The sequence below is a fragment of the Chitinophaga silvatica genome (assembly GCF_003419895.1).
Classification (GTDB): domain Bacteria; phylum Bacteroidota; class Bacteroidia; order Chitinophagales; family Chitinophagaceae; genus Chitinophaga; species Chitinophaga silvatica.
This window is the reverse complement of sequence record NZ_QPMM01000010.1, coordinates 335986-354328: the sequence shown is the minus strand read 5'-3', so window position 1 is coordinate 354328 and position 18343 is coordinate 335986. Positions and strand designations below refer to the sequence as shown.

11 protein-coding genes are annotated in these 18343 nt (G+C 41.0%); 8 read left to right on the top strand and 3 right to left on the bottom strand.

Features of this window, described 5'->3' with window-relative positions; translation table 11 throughout:
- Positions 1-6 precede the first annotated feature (6 nt).
- Genes DVR12_RS19315 through DVR12_RS19305 form a run of 3 tightly spaced genes read left to right on the top strand, consistent with a single transcriptional unit; the run spans position 7 to position 2991 of the window.
- Positions 7-1026 (top strand): PorP/SprF family type IX secretion system membrane protein, encoded by a 1020-nt coding sequence (locus tag DVR12_RS19315; protein ID WP_116977428.1) that lies wholly within the window; start codon positions 7-9, stop codon positions 1024-1026.
- A gap of 32 nt (positions 1027-1058) precedes the next feature.
- On the top strand, positions 1059-2666 hold the full coding sequence (locus DVR12_RS19310) for a tetratricopeptide repeat protein (RefSeq protein ID WP_116977427.1): 1608 nt from the start codon (positions 1059-1061) through the stop codon (positions 2664-2666).
- Positions 2667-2673: 7 nt separating this feature from the next.
- The gene (locus DVR12_RS19305) at positions 2674-2991 is read left to right on the top strand and encodes a hypothetical protein (protein ID WP_116977426.1); all 318 of its coding nucleotides are present in this window, start codon (positions 2674-2676) and stop codon (positions 2989-2991) included.
- A gap of 7 nt (positions 2992-2998) precedes the next feature.
- Here the strand turns inward: DVR12_RS19305 and DVR12_RS19300 are convergent, their stop codons facing one another.
- Both DVR12_RS19300 and DVR12_RS19295 read right to left on the bottom strand, forming a co-directional pair.
- Positions 2999-3265 carry a hypothetical protein gene (locus tag DVR12_RS19300; RefSeq protein ID WP_116977425.1) on the bottom strand — a complete coding sequence of 89 codons (267 nt, stop codon included), beginning with the start codon at positions 3263-3265 and terminating at the stop codon, positions 2999-3001.
- Between the two features lie 77 nt (positions 3266-3342).
- Positions 3343-4242: a LysR family transcriptional regulator gene (locus DVR12_RS19295; RefSeq protein WP_116977424.1), complete on the bottom strand. Its 900-nt coding sequence runs from the start codon at positions 4240-4242 to the stop codon at positions 3343-3345.
- 286 nt (positions 4243-4528) lie between these two features.
- Here DVR12_RS19295 and DVR12_RS19290 point away from each other — a divergent pair, with 286 nt between their 5' ends.
- From DVR12_RS19290 to DVR12_RS19270, 5 genes are all read left to right on the top strand, one after another.
- On the top strand, positions 4529-8587 hold the full coding sequence (locus tag DVR12_RS19290; protein WP_116977423.1) for a hybrid sensor histidine kinase/response regulator: 4059 nt from the start codon (positions 4529-4531) through the stop codon (positions 8585-8587).
- Between the two features lie 373 nt (positions 8588-8960).
- The gene (locus tag DVR12_RS19285; protein WP_116977422.1) at positions 8961-12137 is read left to right on the top strand and encodes a SusC/RagA family TonB-linked outer membrane protein; all 3177 of its coding nucleotides are present in this window, start codon (positions 8961-8963) and stop codon (positions 12135-12137) included.
- A gap of 18 nt (positions 12138-12155) precedes the next feature.
- On the top strand, positions 12156-13685 hold the full coding sequence (locus tag DVR12_RS19280) for a RagB/SusD family nutrient uptake outer membrane protein (RefSeq protein WP_116977421.1): 1530 nt from the start codon (positions 12156-12158) through the stop codon (positions 13683-13685).
- Positions 13686-13804: 119 nt separating this feature from the next.
- Positions 13805-15694: a glycoside hydrolase gene (locus DVR12_RS19275; RefSeq protein ID WP_116977420.1), complete on the top strand. Its 1890-nt coding sequence runs from the start codon at positions 13805-13807 to the stop codon at positions 15692-15694.
- A 1-nt stretch (position 15695) separates the two neighbouring features.
- Positions 15696-16811, top strand: a complete 1116-nt coding sequence (locus DVR12_RS19270; protein ID WP_116977419.1) for a glycoside hydrolase family 26 protein — start codon at positions 15696-15698, stop codon at positions 16809-16811.
- Positions 16812-16897: 86 nt separating this feature from the next.
- Here the strand turns inward: DVR12_RS19270 and DVR12_RS19265 are convergent, their stop codons facing one another.
- Positions 16898-18340 carry a RagB/SusD family nutrient uptake outer membrane protein gene (locus DVR12_RS19265; protein ID WP_158563307.1) on the bottom strand — a complete coding sequence of 481 codons (1443 nt, stop codon included), beginning with the start codon at positions 18338-18340 and terminating at the stop codon, positions 16898-16900.
- Positions 18341-18343: the final 3 nt, after the last annotated feature.

The following is an 18343-nucleotide window of genomic DNA, read 5'->3' as shown; positions in this document are numbered from 1 at the left end:
ATCAATATGAATTCATTTTTAAAACTAAGGTGGGCATTATTGCTAATGTGTATTGCACCTGTGCTGATGCCCGGCAAAGCAGGTGCGCAACAAAATCTTCAGTTTAGTCAGTATGCCTTCAACATGCTGGCCGTAAACCCTGCATATGCGGGGTATAAGGAAGATCTTTTTGCGAATGCTATTTATCGTAAGCAATGGGTCGATTTTCCGGGAGGACCACAAACCGGTGGTGTTTCAATTGATGGAGCGCTGAATGCTTCCCGCGATAATAGGGTTGGATTAGGGTTTCAGGCTATGTATGATAAGCTGGGGCCTCAGGATGCTACCTCCATTTATGGAATGTATTCCTATCGTATTCCATTAAACGAAGATGGAGATAAAAGATTTTGTATCGGAGTAGGAGCCGGAGTTACTCAATATGGGATCGATGGAAATGCATTGAAATACATAGATGACAATGATGCAGCTATTCCGATGGGAAGAGCTTCTACATGGATTCCGGATGCCCGGTTTGGAGTTTATTATTATACCTCTAAATTTTATGCTGGTGCTTCGGTAATGGACCTTTTCTCACTATATACCGATCCCACCAGGTATTACTGGAGAGGATATCAGTATAAAACAATTCGCAAAACCCAGCACTTGTATGTAAATGTTGGTGCTATGTTCGATCTGTCGGAGCAGGTAAAATTTAAACCTTCCATATTGTGGAAGGAAGACTTTAAAGGTCCTTCCAATGTGGATCTTACTGCCATGTTTTTAATTGCCGACAGGCTTTGGGCAGGTGCTTCCTATCGTACCGGAGTTAAGATCTGGAGCAAACCTGCTTTAGCGAGCAACCTCGAACAACTGGATGCATGCAGTGCCATCGTAATGTTTAATATCACCAATCAACTTAGGTTAGGTTATTCTTATGATCTGATGATCAATAAAATGGCTTCTTTCCAAAGTGGATCTCATGAAATATCTCTAGGCTTTTTATTCCCTGGTAAAAAACCAAGGGTGATTAGTCCACGATATTTTTAATAATCCAGGTGCTACTAATATAATATTGATCTATGAAAAAAATTCTGGGTATATTATTGATTGCTTTATCTGCATCCTCGGTTCAGGCGCAGGAACAAAAGTCGCTTAGCCGCCAGGCCGACATCTACTATTCGAAGTACGATTATGCACGTGCAGCCTCTATGTATGAAAGAGTGGTTGCCCGACGTAAAGAGAAAACTCCAACTATTGTGATAGCACGACTGGCCAATTCATATCGGGAAATCAATGATTATGGCAGAGCAGCCGATTGGTATTCCAAACTTTTGGCCAGACCCGATGCACCGCCTGATGCCAGATTATATTATGCGGATATGCTTAAGAGCCTTGGAAGATATGCTGAGGCAAAAGCTGCTTATAGTCAATATGCACAAAGCGGAGCAACATCACCTGTTCTTCAGAATAAAATAGAGGGTTGTAATGCGGCGGAAGACTGGATGCAACATCCTACAAATGTAAACATCATTAATGTTGAGCGCTTAAATACAGCTAAATCAGATTGGGGGGCTGTCTATTATCCCGGAACCGGAAGTATCGTCTTTATGTCTGATACTTTATATCGTAATCAATTAGACCCTGGAAGTAAGCATAATCGCAACCGTTATGAGCGTACTGGCAGAAACTATTACAGGTTATATGCGGCTGATACCGGAAAATATGGCTATGTGTTTGTCAGGGATTTTTCTCCTGCATTTAACAAGTATAAATATCATTCGGGTCCTGTTGTTTTTACCAATGATTACAGGCGTGCTTATTATACGCTTACTTATCCTGAGCGGAAGCTTCTTGGTAAAGTGAAGAAAGGTAAACCGGCTGTAACATATGGTTACAGAAGATTAGAGCTTTACGAGGCGGAAATGGAAAATAACGGACAATGGAAAAACGTAGGTGCTTTCCCTTATAATAATCCGGATCAATATTCTTTAGGTCATGCTGCGATTTCAGGAGATGGAAGTATTATTTATTTTGCTTCAGATATGCCTGGAGGGCAGGGAGGAACTGATATATGGTATTGTGAGCGGCAGGCAGATGGTAAGTGGAGTGCTCCCGTCAACTGCGGTCCAACAATTAATACTGCGGATGATGAAGAATTTCCAACAATTGCTTTAGACGGTGGATTGTTTTTTGCCAGTAAAGGGTGGGTAGGCATGGGTGGATTTGATATATTCCATGCTACCGGAAGCAGAGCCCAATGGAGTGCTCCTGAGAATTTACGTTATCCTACGAATTCGCCGGGCGATGATTTTTATTTCATGCCGGTTCCAAATGGCAGTACTTATTTTGCTTCCAACAGAATGAATGGAAAGGGAAGTGATGATATTTATATGATCAACACTCCTCAGATTTATACAGTAAATAAGATCCCTACAATGCTCGTAATTCCATTTACGGGTACAGTATGCCCGCAATTGGCAGGAACCTGTATTTATATCTACAATAAGCAGCGTGATATGGGGTGGTGCTTTTTGGGAGAATCGGGCAGGGAAATTAATCTGATGTTGGAGAGAGATACAGATTACGAGATCAGAATTACATATCCGAATATGAGAAGGGAGATTAAAGAGTTCAATACCCGTGGCATGAAAGCCGGGGAGCCACTAAATATGAGTATTTGTAAATAAAATCAGGATGCCTTTGTTGTTTAGCCGTTTTAGAAAAGAAGTAAAAGCCTTGTTTAGTTTTTTATTAAAGGAGCGTCATGCTATCATGTTGGATGAATTAAATGATAGCAAGAATAATAATTGGGAGCCAGACAGAAATCTGGATGTTTTTCTCCGCTTTCATGCGAGAATAAAAACTGAAAATGAAAAGGCAGAATTCAAAAAGAATTTAGTGGAAGGATATACTTTACTGCTGGCATTAGCATCCCATCCCTGGGAAAAGGAAGATATTTTAAAAAAGCCCCCTGTAGAGAATACAGATAAGAAAATTGATAATGAAGAATAGAAGTAGCCTATTCTTCATTATCCAACATTTCCATCTCCAGTAATTTACCATTGCCTGCATAATCTGCATAGGCTTCCGGACAAAGTACCGAACCTAATGAATGTATTATTTTATTGGTTACCTGTTCAATATCTTCAGTAGTAGCCGAAAGAAATGGTGATTGTTGCAAACGTTGTAACAGGCTGTTTTTCTGACTAACGGAAAGATCTACTATCTTATTAATTCTTTCAACGGCAGTATGGTATAATTCGTCGTAATAAAAAAGCATGTTCATAAACCGGCAGTTTTGTCTCATTCAAAAGTAGGGCTTAAGCTATAATTCTGGCTATATAATCTACTTATAACCTATAATTAATAATTATAGATAGATTTGGCCATTTTGATGAACCTTTTATTCAGTTCACTCGTTTCACCCTTGCGCTGAACGAAATAAAAATTACGTTCAATACGTAACCCCTCAAATGATAATATAGTTAGTTCTCCATGTTGCAATTCTTTTACAATAGAACGGGTAGATAGAAATCCTACGCAATTCGATTCCAGCAGGAAGTTTTTCAGGGCTTCGGTACCCCCCAGCCTAACTTTTATCTTCAAATCATTCAATTGTATCTTACTTCTCTTAAGTCCTTGCCGGATGGCTTCCAAAGTACCGCTTCCCCGTTCCCGGATGGCAACAGGCATATTTAACAATTCTTTAATGCCATAGTTTTTTTTCCTGGCAAGAGGATTATGCCGGCTGCATACCGCTACAATCTGATCTTTCAGGAATGGTTGGTAGGTAATATTGCTCAACTGCCCTTTTTCTTCCGTAACACCTATATTTATTTCCTTATCTAATAGTGCCTGTAATACAATTTCGCTATTCCTGTTTAGCAGTGTAATATCAACCAGTGGGTATTCTTTATGAAAGGCCGACATTACCTTGGGTAAAATATACAGGGCAGCGGTAGTACTGGCGCCCAGGTGAAGCACCCCCTTGGCCTGTTGCTCATCATTCATTACAGAAATATCAAATTCTGTCTCCTGTTGTATATGCAGCACTGTAATCAGGCGGTTATACAATAGCTGACCAGCTTCGGTTAATTCAACCTGTAATCCCTTTCTTTCAAATAATTTGGTTTTGTAATGCTCTTCCAACCCCTTTATATGCATACTAACGGCAGGTTGGGAGATAAAGAGCGCTTGACTGGCCTTGGAAAAATTCTTCTGCTGGGCCACTTCCATAAATACCAGATGGCGGTTAGATAACATGCTTTCCTGTTTATATGAAACTAATGACTTATACCTCCATAAATCTTAATTTAAATTAAGTAATTATCATGCCACCGCGAAAAAATTGCCCCCGGGAATACATTAGTTGTACTTTTTTACATCCTGCATAAAATCCTTATGCATCCTTGCCAAAATATTGATACTTTTTTATCAGTAATTGCTGATTTGTATGCCTGAATGCAGTGCTGAGTTATTTTTTTAGTACATTAACACCGCCTATTTCAATGTTATTTTGCCAAAATCACGATAATTTTTTAAGCACGTTATGCCATTCAAGTGCCGTGTAGGGTTATTTTTACTAATATTATTACTGCCAATTATACTGGTCGCACAACCGCGCACCTATAATTTTTCAAGACTGGATACCGATAATGGTTTATCTCACAACCAGGTTTATACTATTTATAGAGATAATACCGGTTTTGTATGGTTTGGAGGCGCCGCCGGACTAAATCGCTTTGATGGCCATAATTGTAAAATATTTACAAATATCCCCAGCGATACTACCTCTCTGGAAGATAGCTTTATCACCGATCTTTTCCCATTCCCGGGTAATAAAATGTGGGTAGGCTCTAAAAGTCTGGATGCTGTAGCCATTTACAACCCCCTCACCGAACAATTCGACCGCCATTATACCCGCTACCTCAAAACAATGGGCCTTCCTGCCAAAAGAGCCATCTGCATCCTGCTGGACCGCCAAAAGAATTACTGGTTCCTTTTCGAAAAGGAAGGACTTTTTCGTTTTAACCCTGCCTCCAGGCAGGTTCAGAGCTTCAAAGCCCCCGAAAGTAGTTTTACCTCCATGTGCGAAGATGTAAAAGGCAATATTTGGCTGGTGCTTAAAAACGGGAAGTTGCTGCAACTGGATGGAAGGGTATTGACACCCCTGCAGGAGAACAATAAACTCCAGGAATTATTCAAAGGCAAGGCATACGATTATCGGCTCTATGCCGATAAAGGCGGCAATATTTGGGCATATACCTTCAGCGATCCGGTTGGACTACTGAAAATTAATCCCCATACCAACGAAACAATCTATTACCATTCTAATTCCCCATACCCCCTGAATAATAACCTGATCAAAGGCATCGTTGAAGATAAATACGGCGATATCTGGGTAGGTACCGACCATGGCGGAATAAATGTGATAGATGCCCTTCAACCTGCTCATATTTCATATGTCCTCAACCGGGAAGACGATAAAAAAAGCCTTAGTTATAACAGCATTGAAACTTTGTATAAAGACAACCAGGGTATTATCTGGATTGGTGCTGGTAAAAAAGGAGTGAATTATATAGATCAGCAGATTACACAATTTGAACTCTATTGCCACGAACCCGATAATAAAACCAGTTTACCCGATAATGATATCAACTGCTTTGCCGAAGATGCAAAAGGGAATGTATGGATCGGAACCAACGGTGGTGGCCTGATTTATTTCGATACTAAAACCCGTAAATTCACTCAATACTTAAATAATCCATCAGATCCGTATAGTCTTAGTAATAATGTTATCGTTAGTTTATGTGTAGATCATAGCGGTAAAGTTTGGGTAGGTACTTTTTTAGGTGGATTGAATGTTTTTGATGGAAAACAATTCACAGTTTTCCGCCACGATTCGTCTGATCCCTATTCCCTGTCCGATGACAGAGTATGGCACCTGATGGAAGACAGAAACAATGTTATCTGGGTTGGAACATTGCTGGGGGGTGTAAACAGATATGATCATCAAACTAACAGATTCTATAAATACGCTGTAGAAAGCCCACAACCATTAGCCCTGCATTCCAACTACATTCCTTCCATGCTTGAAGACAGTAAGGGCAATCTCTGGATCGGAACTTCCGAAGGAGTAGAAGTACTCAATCCTGAAAGAACTGCATTTACTCACTATAATCATAGCAACGACCCAAACAGTCTTACTCATAGCCATATCCGCGACCTGGTTGAAGATCAGAATGGCCTCGTATGGGTAGCAACCCGGGTTGGACTTAATGTCTGGAATCCTCGAACAAAAAAATTTAAAAGATTTACCACAGAAGATGGATTACCGGACAACACAATTCTTTCTCTGCTGATCGATAAACATAATAATGCCTGGATGACCACCTCCAAAGGTTTGTGCCAGTTACTTATTAAAAGAAAGGATGGGGATGTGGTTGCCCTGGAAGTCAGAAACTTTAATAACAGCAATAATATTCAGGGAAAAATATTCAATGAAAGTGCAGCAATGCTTAGTAAATCAGGATTGATTTATGAAGGTGGTGCAAATGGTTTCAATATTATAAATCCAGATAAGGTAGATGCTAGCGAAGGCAGTGTGCCACTGGTTTTTACCAATATCGATATTTTTAATAATGAAATTAATGTAGGTCAGTTACTCAACCGTAATGTTGTGCTCACCGAAGCAATTCCATTTACTTCAGAGATTAAATTAAGACATAACGAAAATATTTTTTCAATAGAATTTGCCGCACTGGATTTCTCAGGCAATAATTTATATGCCTATAAACTGGAAGGTCTAAACACTCAATGGTCCTACACTACAAGCGCCAACAGAAAGGTAACCTATACCAATCTGGCTCCGGGAACTTATTACTTCAAGGTGAAAGCTACGAATGGCGATGGTATCTGGGGTAATAATGAAAAAACACTGAAAGTAGTGATTACCCCGGTATTCTGGAAAACTCCATTGGCCTTTATCATTTATGCAGTTGCAATACTCGCGCTCTTATATCTGGCAAGAAGTTATATTATCGAGAAGGAAAGGATGCGATTTGCAGTTGTACAGGAACGTACTGAAAGAGAAAGGGTGCTGGCAATGGATACTGTGAAAACTAAGTTATTCACCAACGTTAGCCATGAATTCAGAACTCCGTTAAACCTGATCCTCGGGCCCTTGGATAAAATGTTGCAAACCATATCAGATCCGGCCCAGCAAAAACAATTGCAGCTGATTCACCGCAACGGTAAACGCTTGTTAAATCTGGTAAATCAGTTGCTCGACTTCCGTAAAATGGAAGTACAGGAATTTAAATTGCAGCCAACAGAAGGTGAGGTGGTTCACTGTATACAGGATATCTGTAACTCGTTCTCTGATGTGGCAGAGCGACAAAAGATCAGTCTGCTTACCCACTTACCGCAGAAAAGTCTGAGAGCTTTTTTCGATTGGGATAAACTGGAGAAAATCTTGTTCAATCTGTTATCTAATGCCTTTAAATATACTTCTGCAGGTGGTTCCATTACCGTAAATGTTGTGGAAACCGGAGGGGATACTATTAGCATCAGTGTTGCGGATACCGGAATGGGAATCCCGAAGGATAAGCAGGAACGTATCTTTGAAAGATTCTTTCAGCAGGATGTACCTGCCAATATCATGCATCCTGGTACCGGAATAGGATTGGCTATCACAAAGGAGTTTGTAAAACTACATAACGGAACTATTACCGTTGAAAGTGAGCCGGAGAAAGGAGCTACCTTTACAATAGTACTTCCGTTAATTCAACCCGAGGCTGAAGAAATAAAAGCAGAAAATAAAGCAAAGGAAAGCAGAAGTCAGAACAGACCGGTAATTTTACTGGTAGAAGATAACGACGATTTTCGTTTTTATCTGAAAGATAACCTGAAGCAGGATTATGAAGTAATAGAATGTGCAAATGGACAGGAGGCCTGGGAAGATCTGGATAAATGGAAACCCGATCTTGTGGTTAGTGATGTGATGATGCCGTTTATGGATGGAATAGAATTGACCCGCCGTATTAAAACACATCCAACATTATCATCTGTTCCCATCATATTGCTAACAGCTGTAGGAGATGAAGAAATGCAGCTCGAGAGCTATAAACTTGGAGTAAGCGACTATATGACTAAGCCGTTTACATACGAGATACTGGCTTCAAGAATGAAAAATCTTATTGCCCTGGCCAAAGTTAATGGTAAGAAACAAAAGACACATCTCGATCTTCAACCTTCTGAAGTTGCTATAACACCGGTAGATGAACAGTTTCTCCAACAGGTATTATCGGTTCTGGAAAAAAATATAGCCAACGCCGAATTCACAGTAGAAGAATTAAGCAAAGAACTATACATGCACCGGGCAGGGATGTATAGAAAATTACTTTCTCTCACCGGTAGGTCTCCCCAGGAATTTATCAGAGATATCAGGCTGAAAAGAGGTAAGCAGCTATTGGAACGGAGTCAGCTTACCATCGCTGAAGTAGCCTATGAAGTAGGGTTTAATAATCCTAAGAAGTTTTCAATGTATTTCAAGGAAACATTTGGAATAACTCCTTCACAATTTCAAAAGCAGGCGGCCAGGGTTTAGCTCGCTGGCTCGCTTTTTTTCTCGCAGAGAAGCAAAGATTAATATTAAGGAGCAAAGACTTTTTTTAAGTTTTAAAGAATTGGAGACGTTGTCTAAGAACAGCTCTTAAGGACATTCACTTCAGTTCTTAATACTTCCTTCAATTCTTATTACATCCACTTTAATTCTTTAAAATCTTAAAACAATCCTTACGTCTCTTAATATTAATCTTTGCTTCTCTGCGAGAAAAAAATAGCGAGCCAGCGAGCTAAAAGCGACATTTCGACCCCTTATCTTCAACATACCGATACCCTGTTCCCTCTTATTTCCGTTTAATTTTGTTCACCCGGTTAGATTGGTGCCGGCAATCTTAACATTAAAAATTCCAACGTTTATGAACAATTCTTTTTCCCTATGGAGATTAATATCTTCATATGCGAGCGAATCTAAAAATCGGAGTTTCCGGTTTTTATGTTTCATTTTCCTTCTCTCTTCTCAGTGTCTTTTTGCACAGCAGGGAACAATAAGAGGACGTGTGTTGGCAGATGGTACCGGAGTACCTGGTGCAACAGTGCAGGTAAAAGGTACTGCTTCCGGAACTCAAACAAACGACAAGGGCGAGTTTACTTTAACTGTATCTCCAAACTCGATACTGATCATTAGTGCCATTGGGTTCACTACTCAGGAAGTAAGAGTAAACAACAGAATGAATATCGATATCCAACTCGAAAGTGCTACTAAAACTTTAGAACAATTAGTAGTTGTAGGATATGGAACCACCAAACGTAAAGATCTTACAGGTGCTATCAGTTCTGTAAGTGCTTCACAAATCGAAAAAGTTCCTGTTTCTACTTTAGATCAGGCCTTGCAGGGGCGTGCTACCGGTGTACAGGTTACCAATAATGATGGCTCTCCTGGTGCCGCAGTATCAGTTAGGATCAGAGGTATTGGTACCTTCGGTGATAACTCTCCGCTTTATGTAGTAGATGGATATCCTATTTCTGGTGGTCTTTCCAATTTAAACCCTTCTGATATTGCAACCATCGATATCCTGAAAGATGCATCCGCAACCGCTATTTATGGTAACAGAGCAGCAAACGGCGTAGTGGTAATTACCACCAAACGTGGACGTAAAGATGGCATCCAGGTAACAGTAGATGCTGTGAATAGCTTTCAGTCTAAACCTAAGAAGTTTAAAGTATTAACAGCACAGCAATTTGGCCCTTTTGCCACCGAAATCGCTAAACAATCGAACTATGAGGTATTACCGGAATGGAGTAATCCTTCTTCATTAAGGAATATCGATTGGCAGGACGAAGTATATCAAATGGGTCTCAGACAAAATTATAACATCGCTGTACGAGGCGGTAACGATAAAGTACAAACTGCTTTCTCGGCCGGGATGCTGGATCATAAAGGAGTAGTAATTGAATCGTATTACAAACGTTATAACGCCGGTCTGAATCTCGACTACACACCAAGCTCCTGGCTGAAAGTTAGCAACAGTGTGAAATATGCCCGCACCGATGGAACCGTACGTTTAGGAAGCGGACAATCTGGCATCGGAAATCTCACTAAGCTCATTCCTACAATGACCGGTAACCCGCTTACAGATCAGGTGAAGGATGCAAATGGTAACTATGGCTATTTTACAAAAGGTAAAACTGTTACTTCCGGTAGCAATAATATTGTTGCAGATATCGAAACGCAGGATACCCGTAATGCCAATAATAATTTGCTGGCCTCTTCTTCGTTGGAAGTAACCCCGGTAAGTGGACTCAGGCTGAAAACAAATTTCGGGATCAACTACAGCGATTATTCCGGTTATTATTTTACACCAACCAACCACAGAGTAGAACCGGCGGGATATCCTTTCTATAGCCAGAGCGCAAACAATACCTTTGAATGGTTATGGGAAAACACTGTTGCCTATACTAAAACCTTCAATAAAATTCATAGCGTTGATTTTGTAGGTGGAGTTTCTGCTCAGCAAAATACTTTTCGCCAGATTGGAGGAAGTGGTTCTCAAATGGTGAGCGATGAACTGAGAGATTTAGGTTCTGTTCAGCGTTTGGCCAATATTTTTGGTAACCAGCAAAGCTGGTCGCTCGCTTCTCAGTTTGGTCGTCTTTCCTATAAATTATTAGATAGATATATCGTTACCGGAACTATAAGACGTGATGGATCTTCCAGGTTCTCTGATGGCAATAAATGGGGCGTATTCCCATCTGTGAGTGCGTCATGGAGAATGATCGATGAGAATTTTATCAAAGACATTAAATGGATCAGTGACCTGAAAATTCGCGGTAGCTATGGTACTGCAGGTAACCAGAATATAGGTTTGTTTCAGTACCAGGGCAACTACGGTTCGGGAACCACGCAGGATAACAGGGGATATGTATTCGGCGCTTCCAAAGTATTCTACGATGGTATAGCTCTTCAAAATTTACCTAATAAAAATCTTGTTTGGGAAACCTCCAAACAAGGAAACATAGGACTCGATGTAAGCGTATTGGATAACAGATTAAGTCTGACCGCCGATTATTATCGTCGTGTGTCCAGCGATTTCCTGTTACAAATAGCTGTTCCTGCACAAACAGGGTTTCCTCAGGCTACCAAGAACGTTGGAAGTATCGAAAATAAAGGTATAGAGCTGGGTTTATCCTATCGTAAAACTACTGGCGATTTCACCTGGGAAGTAGCCGGTAATGTTACTACTGTAAAGAATAAAATATTAAAGCTGGCACCGGGGCAAACAGGGCAGACCAACTTCTCTAATTTAGGATTCCCGGATTATGGTGGTAATACCTGGCAGGTATTCAGTAATTCTATGGTAGGAGGTTCACTGGGTGCATTCTATGGATTTAAAAGTGCCGGAATTTTCCAAAGCCAGCAAGAGATAGATGAGCTCAATGCAGCAGCTACCAAAAAGAACAATAACCAGGTTACCTATTACCAGGCTTCTACTACATCGCCTGGCGATCGTAAATTCATGGACCTTGACGGAGATGGAAAAATTACAGATGCCGACAGAACTATCATTGGCTCTCCGATCCCTAAATTCTATGGCGGAGTAAACTATGATGCATCCTACAAGAATTTTGATCTGAGCCTTTTCTTCTATTACTCAGTGGGCAACGATATCTTCAACTATGCAAGAAGAAACCTCGAAAGCCTGGCTACCAATGGTGGGGTTGGTGTACAAAACGTGGGTGAAGACTGGTACCTGCATCGCTGGACCCCTACTAACCCTTCTACTACTATGGCAAGAGCGGTAAGGGAAGATGTAAATGGTAATGGCCGCCCGTCCGATTATTATGTAGAAGATGGAAGCTATCTGCGCTTACGTAGCTTAATGTTGGGTTATACTTTACCATCAGAGATAGCAAAACGTTTGCATGTCGGAAAAGTAAGAGTATATGTTAGCGGACAAAACCTCTTTACCATTACCGGTTATTCGGGCTTAGATCCTGAAATCGGTGAACAAAGCGGCACTACTGCTTCAGGCATCGATCTGGGTACTTTCCCATCTACCAGAAACTTTACTGTTGGGCTAAACGTACAGTTCTAACCTCCTAAATTTCAGAACATGAGAACTAACAAATTCATATATATATCAGCGCTCTGCATTGCGTCTATGATCTTACCGCAGAGCTGCTCCAAGAGTTTTCTTGAACAAAAGAATACTTCAGGCATTACAGAAGATGCTTTGTTTAAAAAACCAGAAGACGGAATAGCCCTGGTTACAGGTATTTATAATACATTCCATGATATGGACTTCATGCTGAAAGCATTGTGGTACCAGGCCAATTTTCTGACTCAGGATTTCCAGAATTATGGTGCCGATGTTTTCTTCAAAACCTATGAAGTACCTACAGATTTTGGGGCTTTAAATACTTTCTGGACCCGTGCCTATCAGGGTATTGCACGCGCCAATTCGGCATTTCCTATTATCACAAAAATGGAAAATGATAAGATCATTACAGCTGAACTGGCAAACAGATTAACAGGAGAAGCATACTTTCTCAGAGGAGTATTATACTATTACCTGGCATGTAATTTCGGTGGGGTTCCACTGGAATTGAAAATAGTAACAGATGATGGTCGCCATCCCCGTAATACACAGGATGAAGTATTTGCAGCGGTGGCTGAAGATATGAAGAAAGCGAGCGAGCTGCTTCCGTGGAAAGAAGACTTGGCTGCAGTAGATTTGGGGCGTGCAAATAAGGGTGCTGCTTTAGCCTATCTGGGAGATGCACAGATGTGGTTAAAGAAATATCCAGATGCCGTGCAAAGCTATCAACAACTGGAAGGACATTTCCAGCTGGAATCCAAGTTCCTCAATATCCACGACTTCAATAATCAGAACGGTAAAGAATCGATCTTTGAAGTTCAGTTTATTGCTGGTGCAGATATGTCGTGGAGCCATACCAACAATAATCACTGGCTGGCTTCTTTTGGTATGCCTGAAGAAGTAACTCAATTCGGGTATGCATATGCAACTCCTGAACTTTATAATTCATTCGAAACAGGTGATGAACGTAAAGCTGCTACCGTAATAGGACCAGGCGATACACATCCCGATCCTAAATGCCAGATCTCTAAATACCCGAGAGTGATCTCTACTTTCGGAGGTATTAATACCTGTGGTACTAAGGCCAATCCATGGAAAGGCTCGGATAAGGCAAGATCTGGTTACTATGGTATTAAAACCTGGAGAGATCCCAATGTAACCGGAAATACAGGAGATACCTATATTTTCAGCGGCCAGAATGTTATTATGATGCGTTATGGTCAGGTGCTTTTAAGCCTGGCAGAAGCATTGCATAAAAGCGGAAAAGATGGTGATGCACTGGATATTATAAACAATCGTATCAGAAAAAGAGCTGGTTTGGGTATCGCATCCGGTGCTGATGTAATGAGCATTCTGCTGGATGAATACCGTCACGAACTGGCAGGCGAAATGTCGTTATGGTACATGCTGAGAAGATCCGGTGAGCATTTGAAATATGTGAAGGATAAGTATGACATTACCGTTCCTGCCGGCAAGGATCTGATGCCAATTCCTCAGGTACAGATTGGACTTAATCAGCAACTTTTACAAAATCCTGGCTACTAGATGTAAATTTTGAATTATGTACAAAAGAACGCTATAAGATCAAAAGATCATTAAAAGATTGGGTGGGTTTATACCCACCCTCTATAATTTTATGTAATATTAACTTCAAATCCCATAATATGCTTACACGGAGAAAATACCTATATTTCTTGTTTTTTATTGCAACATTACATCTACAGCAGTATGCCTTTGCACAGGCAGAATTAGCGCCCTGGGGAAATATAACAGGAGTGAGAATTGAAGGCCAGCTATTTCCTTTTGAAACAAAATTAACACTCATGCAAAAGGATGGAAGCCGAATCTCAACAGGTAAAGAACTACAACGCCCGATCTATAAACGAATGGATGATTTCCAGGAAGTAACTACGGAATTGAAGGGCATCAATATAGTGGAAAGACTGAAATCTGATAATCGGGGCACTAATACTGTTAGTATAACTGCCATAGCAAAATCTGCATTAAAGGCAGACGGATTATTTTGGGCTATTAAGATACCCGATAATGCAACTGTAAATATTAACGGGAAATTAGTTTCCGATCTGGAGACATTTTTTAGTACAATCCCGGTAAGACAAATAAGCTATAAAACTAATCAGCAGGAGGCCATTATTAATTTTGAGAATGGAGCAGTATTGCATGCAGGTAAGCACGAATTACTTATCTCTATTCATACCGGTGATTTTGAAGGAAATGATTCGGTGAGTAGTAGGTTTACCTTTGGGGTTACCGGAAAGGTAGATACATCACCTGTTGAATTGAATGTGTCACAAGCGTCAAAGGGCAATGTTTTTGATGGTTTTGGAGGGAATTTCAGGCTACAGAACTCTAAGACTGATCCTCAGGTAATTCAGTATTGTTTGGAGAATATGAGGGTTGCCTGGGGGAGGGTAGAAATGCCATGGCGGTTCTGGCAACCTGCAATAACAGATCAACCTCTCCGGAAAACAAAAGAAGAATTACATCCCTCGGTAAAAGCGGCAATGGAGATGGCTCAGACCTTGCATGAAAAAGGGATGCCAATTGTTCTCTCTGCCTGGTCGGCTCCTGCATGGGCAGTAATTGGTGAACCTAAGTTTAGTCCGGGCCCTGATGGCGTTTGGGGAAATCCATTGAATAATGAACATACCAGCGAAATATATAAATCCATCGCCGATTATGTAGAGTATTTAAAAAAGGAATATAACGTAACGGTAGATTATTTCTCTTTCAATGAATCTGATTTGGGGATTAATATCCGTCAAACGGCTGCAGAACATGCAGCATTAATTAAAGGATTGGGTGCTTATTTTGAAAAACGTGGATTGAAAACCAAATTATTACTTGGGGATAACTCTGATGCCACTACGTATTCGTTTATAAATGCGGCAATAAATGATCCGGCTACTCATCCTTATATTGGAGCTGTTTCTTTTCACTCCTGGCGAGGCTGGGAGCAATCTACATTGGAAAAATGGGCTGCTGCTGCCAAAAAGATCTCTAAACCCCTGATTGTGGGAGAGGGAAGTATAGATGCCCAGGCATGGGGATATCCGGCCATTTTTGAGGAGCCTACCTATGCTTTGGAAGAAATTAACCTGTATATCAGGTTATTGAATATCTGTAAGCCGGCCTCAATCCTGCAATGGCAACTTACGGCAGATTATTCTCCTTTGGCGGGTGGTGGCGTTTTTGGAGATCAACGTCCGCTACAACCAACTCAAAGGTTTTGGAATCTGAAACAACTGGCCTCTACACCGGCCGGACTCCGGGCATTAGCTGCTACCTCCAGTAAGTCGGCAGTCACCATAGCTGCGTTGGCAAATGAGAATAAAGTTGTAGTTCATCTTGTTAATAATGGAGCTACTCGAAAAGCAGTATTAAAGGGCTTGCCGGCTAATACAAAATCTTTAAAAGTATTAGTTACAAGTCAGGGAAAACATATGGAAGAGCTAACGTCGATACCCGTACGAAACGGGAAAGTTGAACTATCTTTGGCTGCCAGAACATTTACTACATTAATTAGTCCTTGAGATGAGAAGAATATTTTTCACGGCTATAGTCATGATTATTGCTACGGCTACAAATGCACAGAATTCCGAGTTAGTTGATCCTTATGCTACTAAAGAGACTTTGGCTTTGAGCCGGAACCTGTATAAACTGTCTGAGTCTCATACATTGTTTGGTCACCAACATGCCATGGAATACGGTCATGGCTGGGAAAATGAAGAAGGGCGTTCAGATGTTAAGTCGGTAACCGGGTCGCATCCCGGTGTTGTGGGGGTTGATTTGCGTGAGTTTACCGGTTTTTCTCCGGAACACTGCCAGAAGTCAATGGAGGCGGTGCGGAAGATAGTATCAGATACCTATAATAGAGGAGGCGTTGTTACAGTTGCCTGGCATTTTAATAACCCGGTTTCAGGGGGAGAGTTTTACTGGAAGGATTCTGTTTCCAAGCCTGCAGTAAAATATATTATCCCGGGAGGTTCGGCCCATGAGCAGTATAAGGATATACTCAGGCAAATTGGGAATTGGGCGAATAACACAAAGGGAGCGGATGGTAAAGTGGTTCCTATGATCTTTCGGCCTTTTCACGAGTTTGACGGAGAATGGTTTTGGTGGGGAAAACCGCATTGTACACGTGAAGAGTTTACCAGTTTATGGAAGTTTACAGTTAGTTTTCTGAGAGATAGTATGCAGGTGCATAATTTCATTTATGCTTTTTCTCCTGATAATAAATTCAATTCCACAGAAGAATTCCTGGAACGTTATCCGGGCGATGAGTGGGTGGATATGGTGGGGATGGATAATTATGGAGATATGGGGAGAGATGGATATAAATTGAAGAAAGCAATAAAGAAGTTAAGAATCATTTCGGACTATGCAGAAGAGCATTGCAAACTGGCGGCTTTTACGGAAACCGGATTGGAGTCGCTTACGAATACCAACTGGTGGAATGATGTGTTGCTGAAAGTGATGAAAACAAAAGGATTGAGGCTTTCGTATGTGTTGGTATGGAGGAATGATAAAACCAGTCCGACTCATTACTATGCACCGTTTCCAGGGCATCCGGGAGTACCGGATTTTGTGAAGTTTTACAACGACCCTTATACGTTGTTTGAGAATGATCTGAAAGATATTTATAAATAAGAAAGGGCTGCCCTGCTCGAGCGGGCAGCCCATGTTTTGCTTATGAAAAGGCGATATACTAGAGAGTATCGGCCTGTTATAAGAAATTAATAGTTGTCTTTACAGCCCTTGTTGTATACCAGTTCATCAGATGAAATTGGCCATACATAGTTATTGGTTGTTGGGGTGGTTGGAGGAATAATAGAGCTCTTTGTAGGGATAGTTAAACCCAGTCTGGTGAGTTCCATTGCTCTGAAACCTTCTCCTAACAATTCAATATGTTTCTCTTTCAGAATAGTATTAATTAGATCCTGAGGAGAATCAAAGCTGGCAGCGGTAAATATGGTAGTGGCATCTGAACGGCCATGAACAGCATTTAACAGCGCTATAGCCTGAGGATCGAGTGCGTTGGTAGAACGAACTCTCGCTTCAGCAAGATTCAGCAGAATTTCTGCGTACCTGATTACCTGAATATAGTCGGTATATGGATCCGGAGAAATATACTTATTCATGTAATTTTTACCGCTTGCAGTAGTTATTAGTTTCCTTCTTGTATCGGTCGCTTTCCAGAAAGCATCACCAATAATACCTTCAGGGCGTAGGTTATACTCTCTGTTTCCGCCAAGAGGAGCAGGATTAAAATAGTAAGCCATTTGGGTTTGAGTGCCAGGGAAATCGTTGGTGGCTTCGGAATTGGGAAGTGTGAATATAGCTTCTTCGCCTGTATATTTTCCTGAGAAAACAGTTCTTAAATTGGATTCCAGTTGATACCCGGCGTCTGATTCAAACGGAGCAGTAGCAGGCACTAATTTGTTAGCTTCTGTTATTACCTTATCCCACATACCCATATAGAGATATACTCTTGTTTTTAATGCAATCGCACTAAAAGCATTAGCTCTGGTAGCAGTAGCAGCTTCTTTAGGAAGAAGTGTTTCAGACGAATCCAGATCTCTGATTATTTGTGAATAAGATTCAGCAACCGTGCTTCTGGCTCTTGTATATACACCAGCGACTGTATGGGGTTCCCAATATAGAATCAGGCCAGGCTGATTGCCTGCTCCATTGATATATGGACGTGCATATAATTGCAGGAGTTGGAAATAAGATAAACCACGAATAAATTTTGCTTCGCCGATATAACTATCAGAAGCTTCTTTTCCTGCAACACTAGTGCCTTTGGCATTCATGCCTGCAAGGAATACGTTTACGCTATTGATGGTTTTGTAACCCTGAGACCAGATTTCCTTAACTTCCTGAGATTCGCCGGTAGCCACCATTTTCCAGGTTGCAAAGAGTGTAACGTTGTTACTTCTTTCATTGGTATAATCTTCACCTCTTACTTCATTTGCGATAAGTACTTTACCACCCATGAATTTACCGTGTTTAAGCACCGAATAAAGGCCTGCCGCCTGACTGGCAATTCGATCCGGGGTGTCAAAGGCTTTAGTATCAGGAATATCTGTCGTTGGCAAAGCCGATAGCAAATCTTTCTGACAAGCCGTTATCCCTATTACTGCAAGCAGTGGTAATATATATTTAAGCTTTTTCATCAT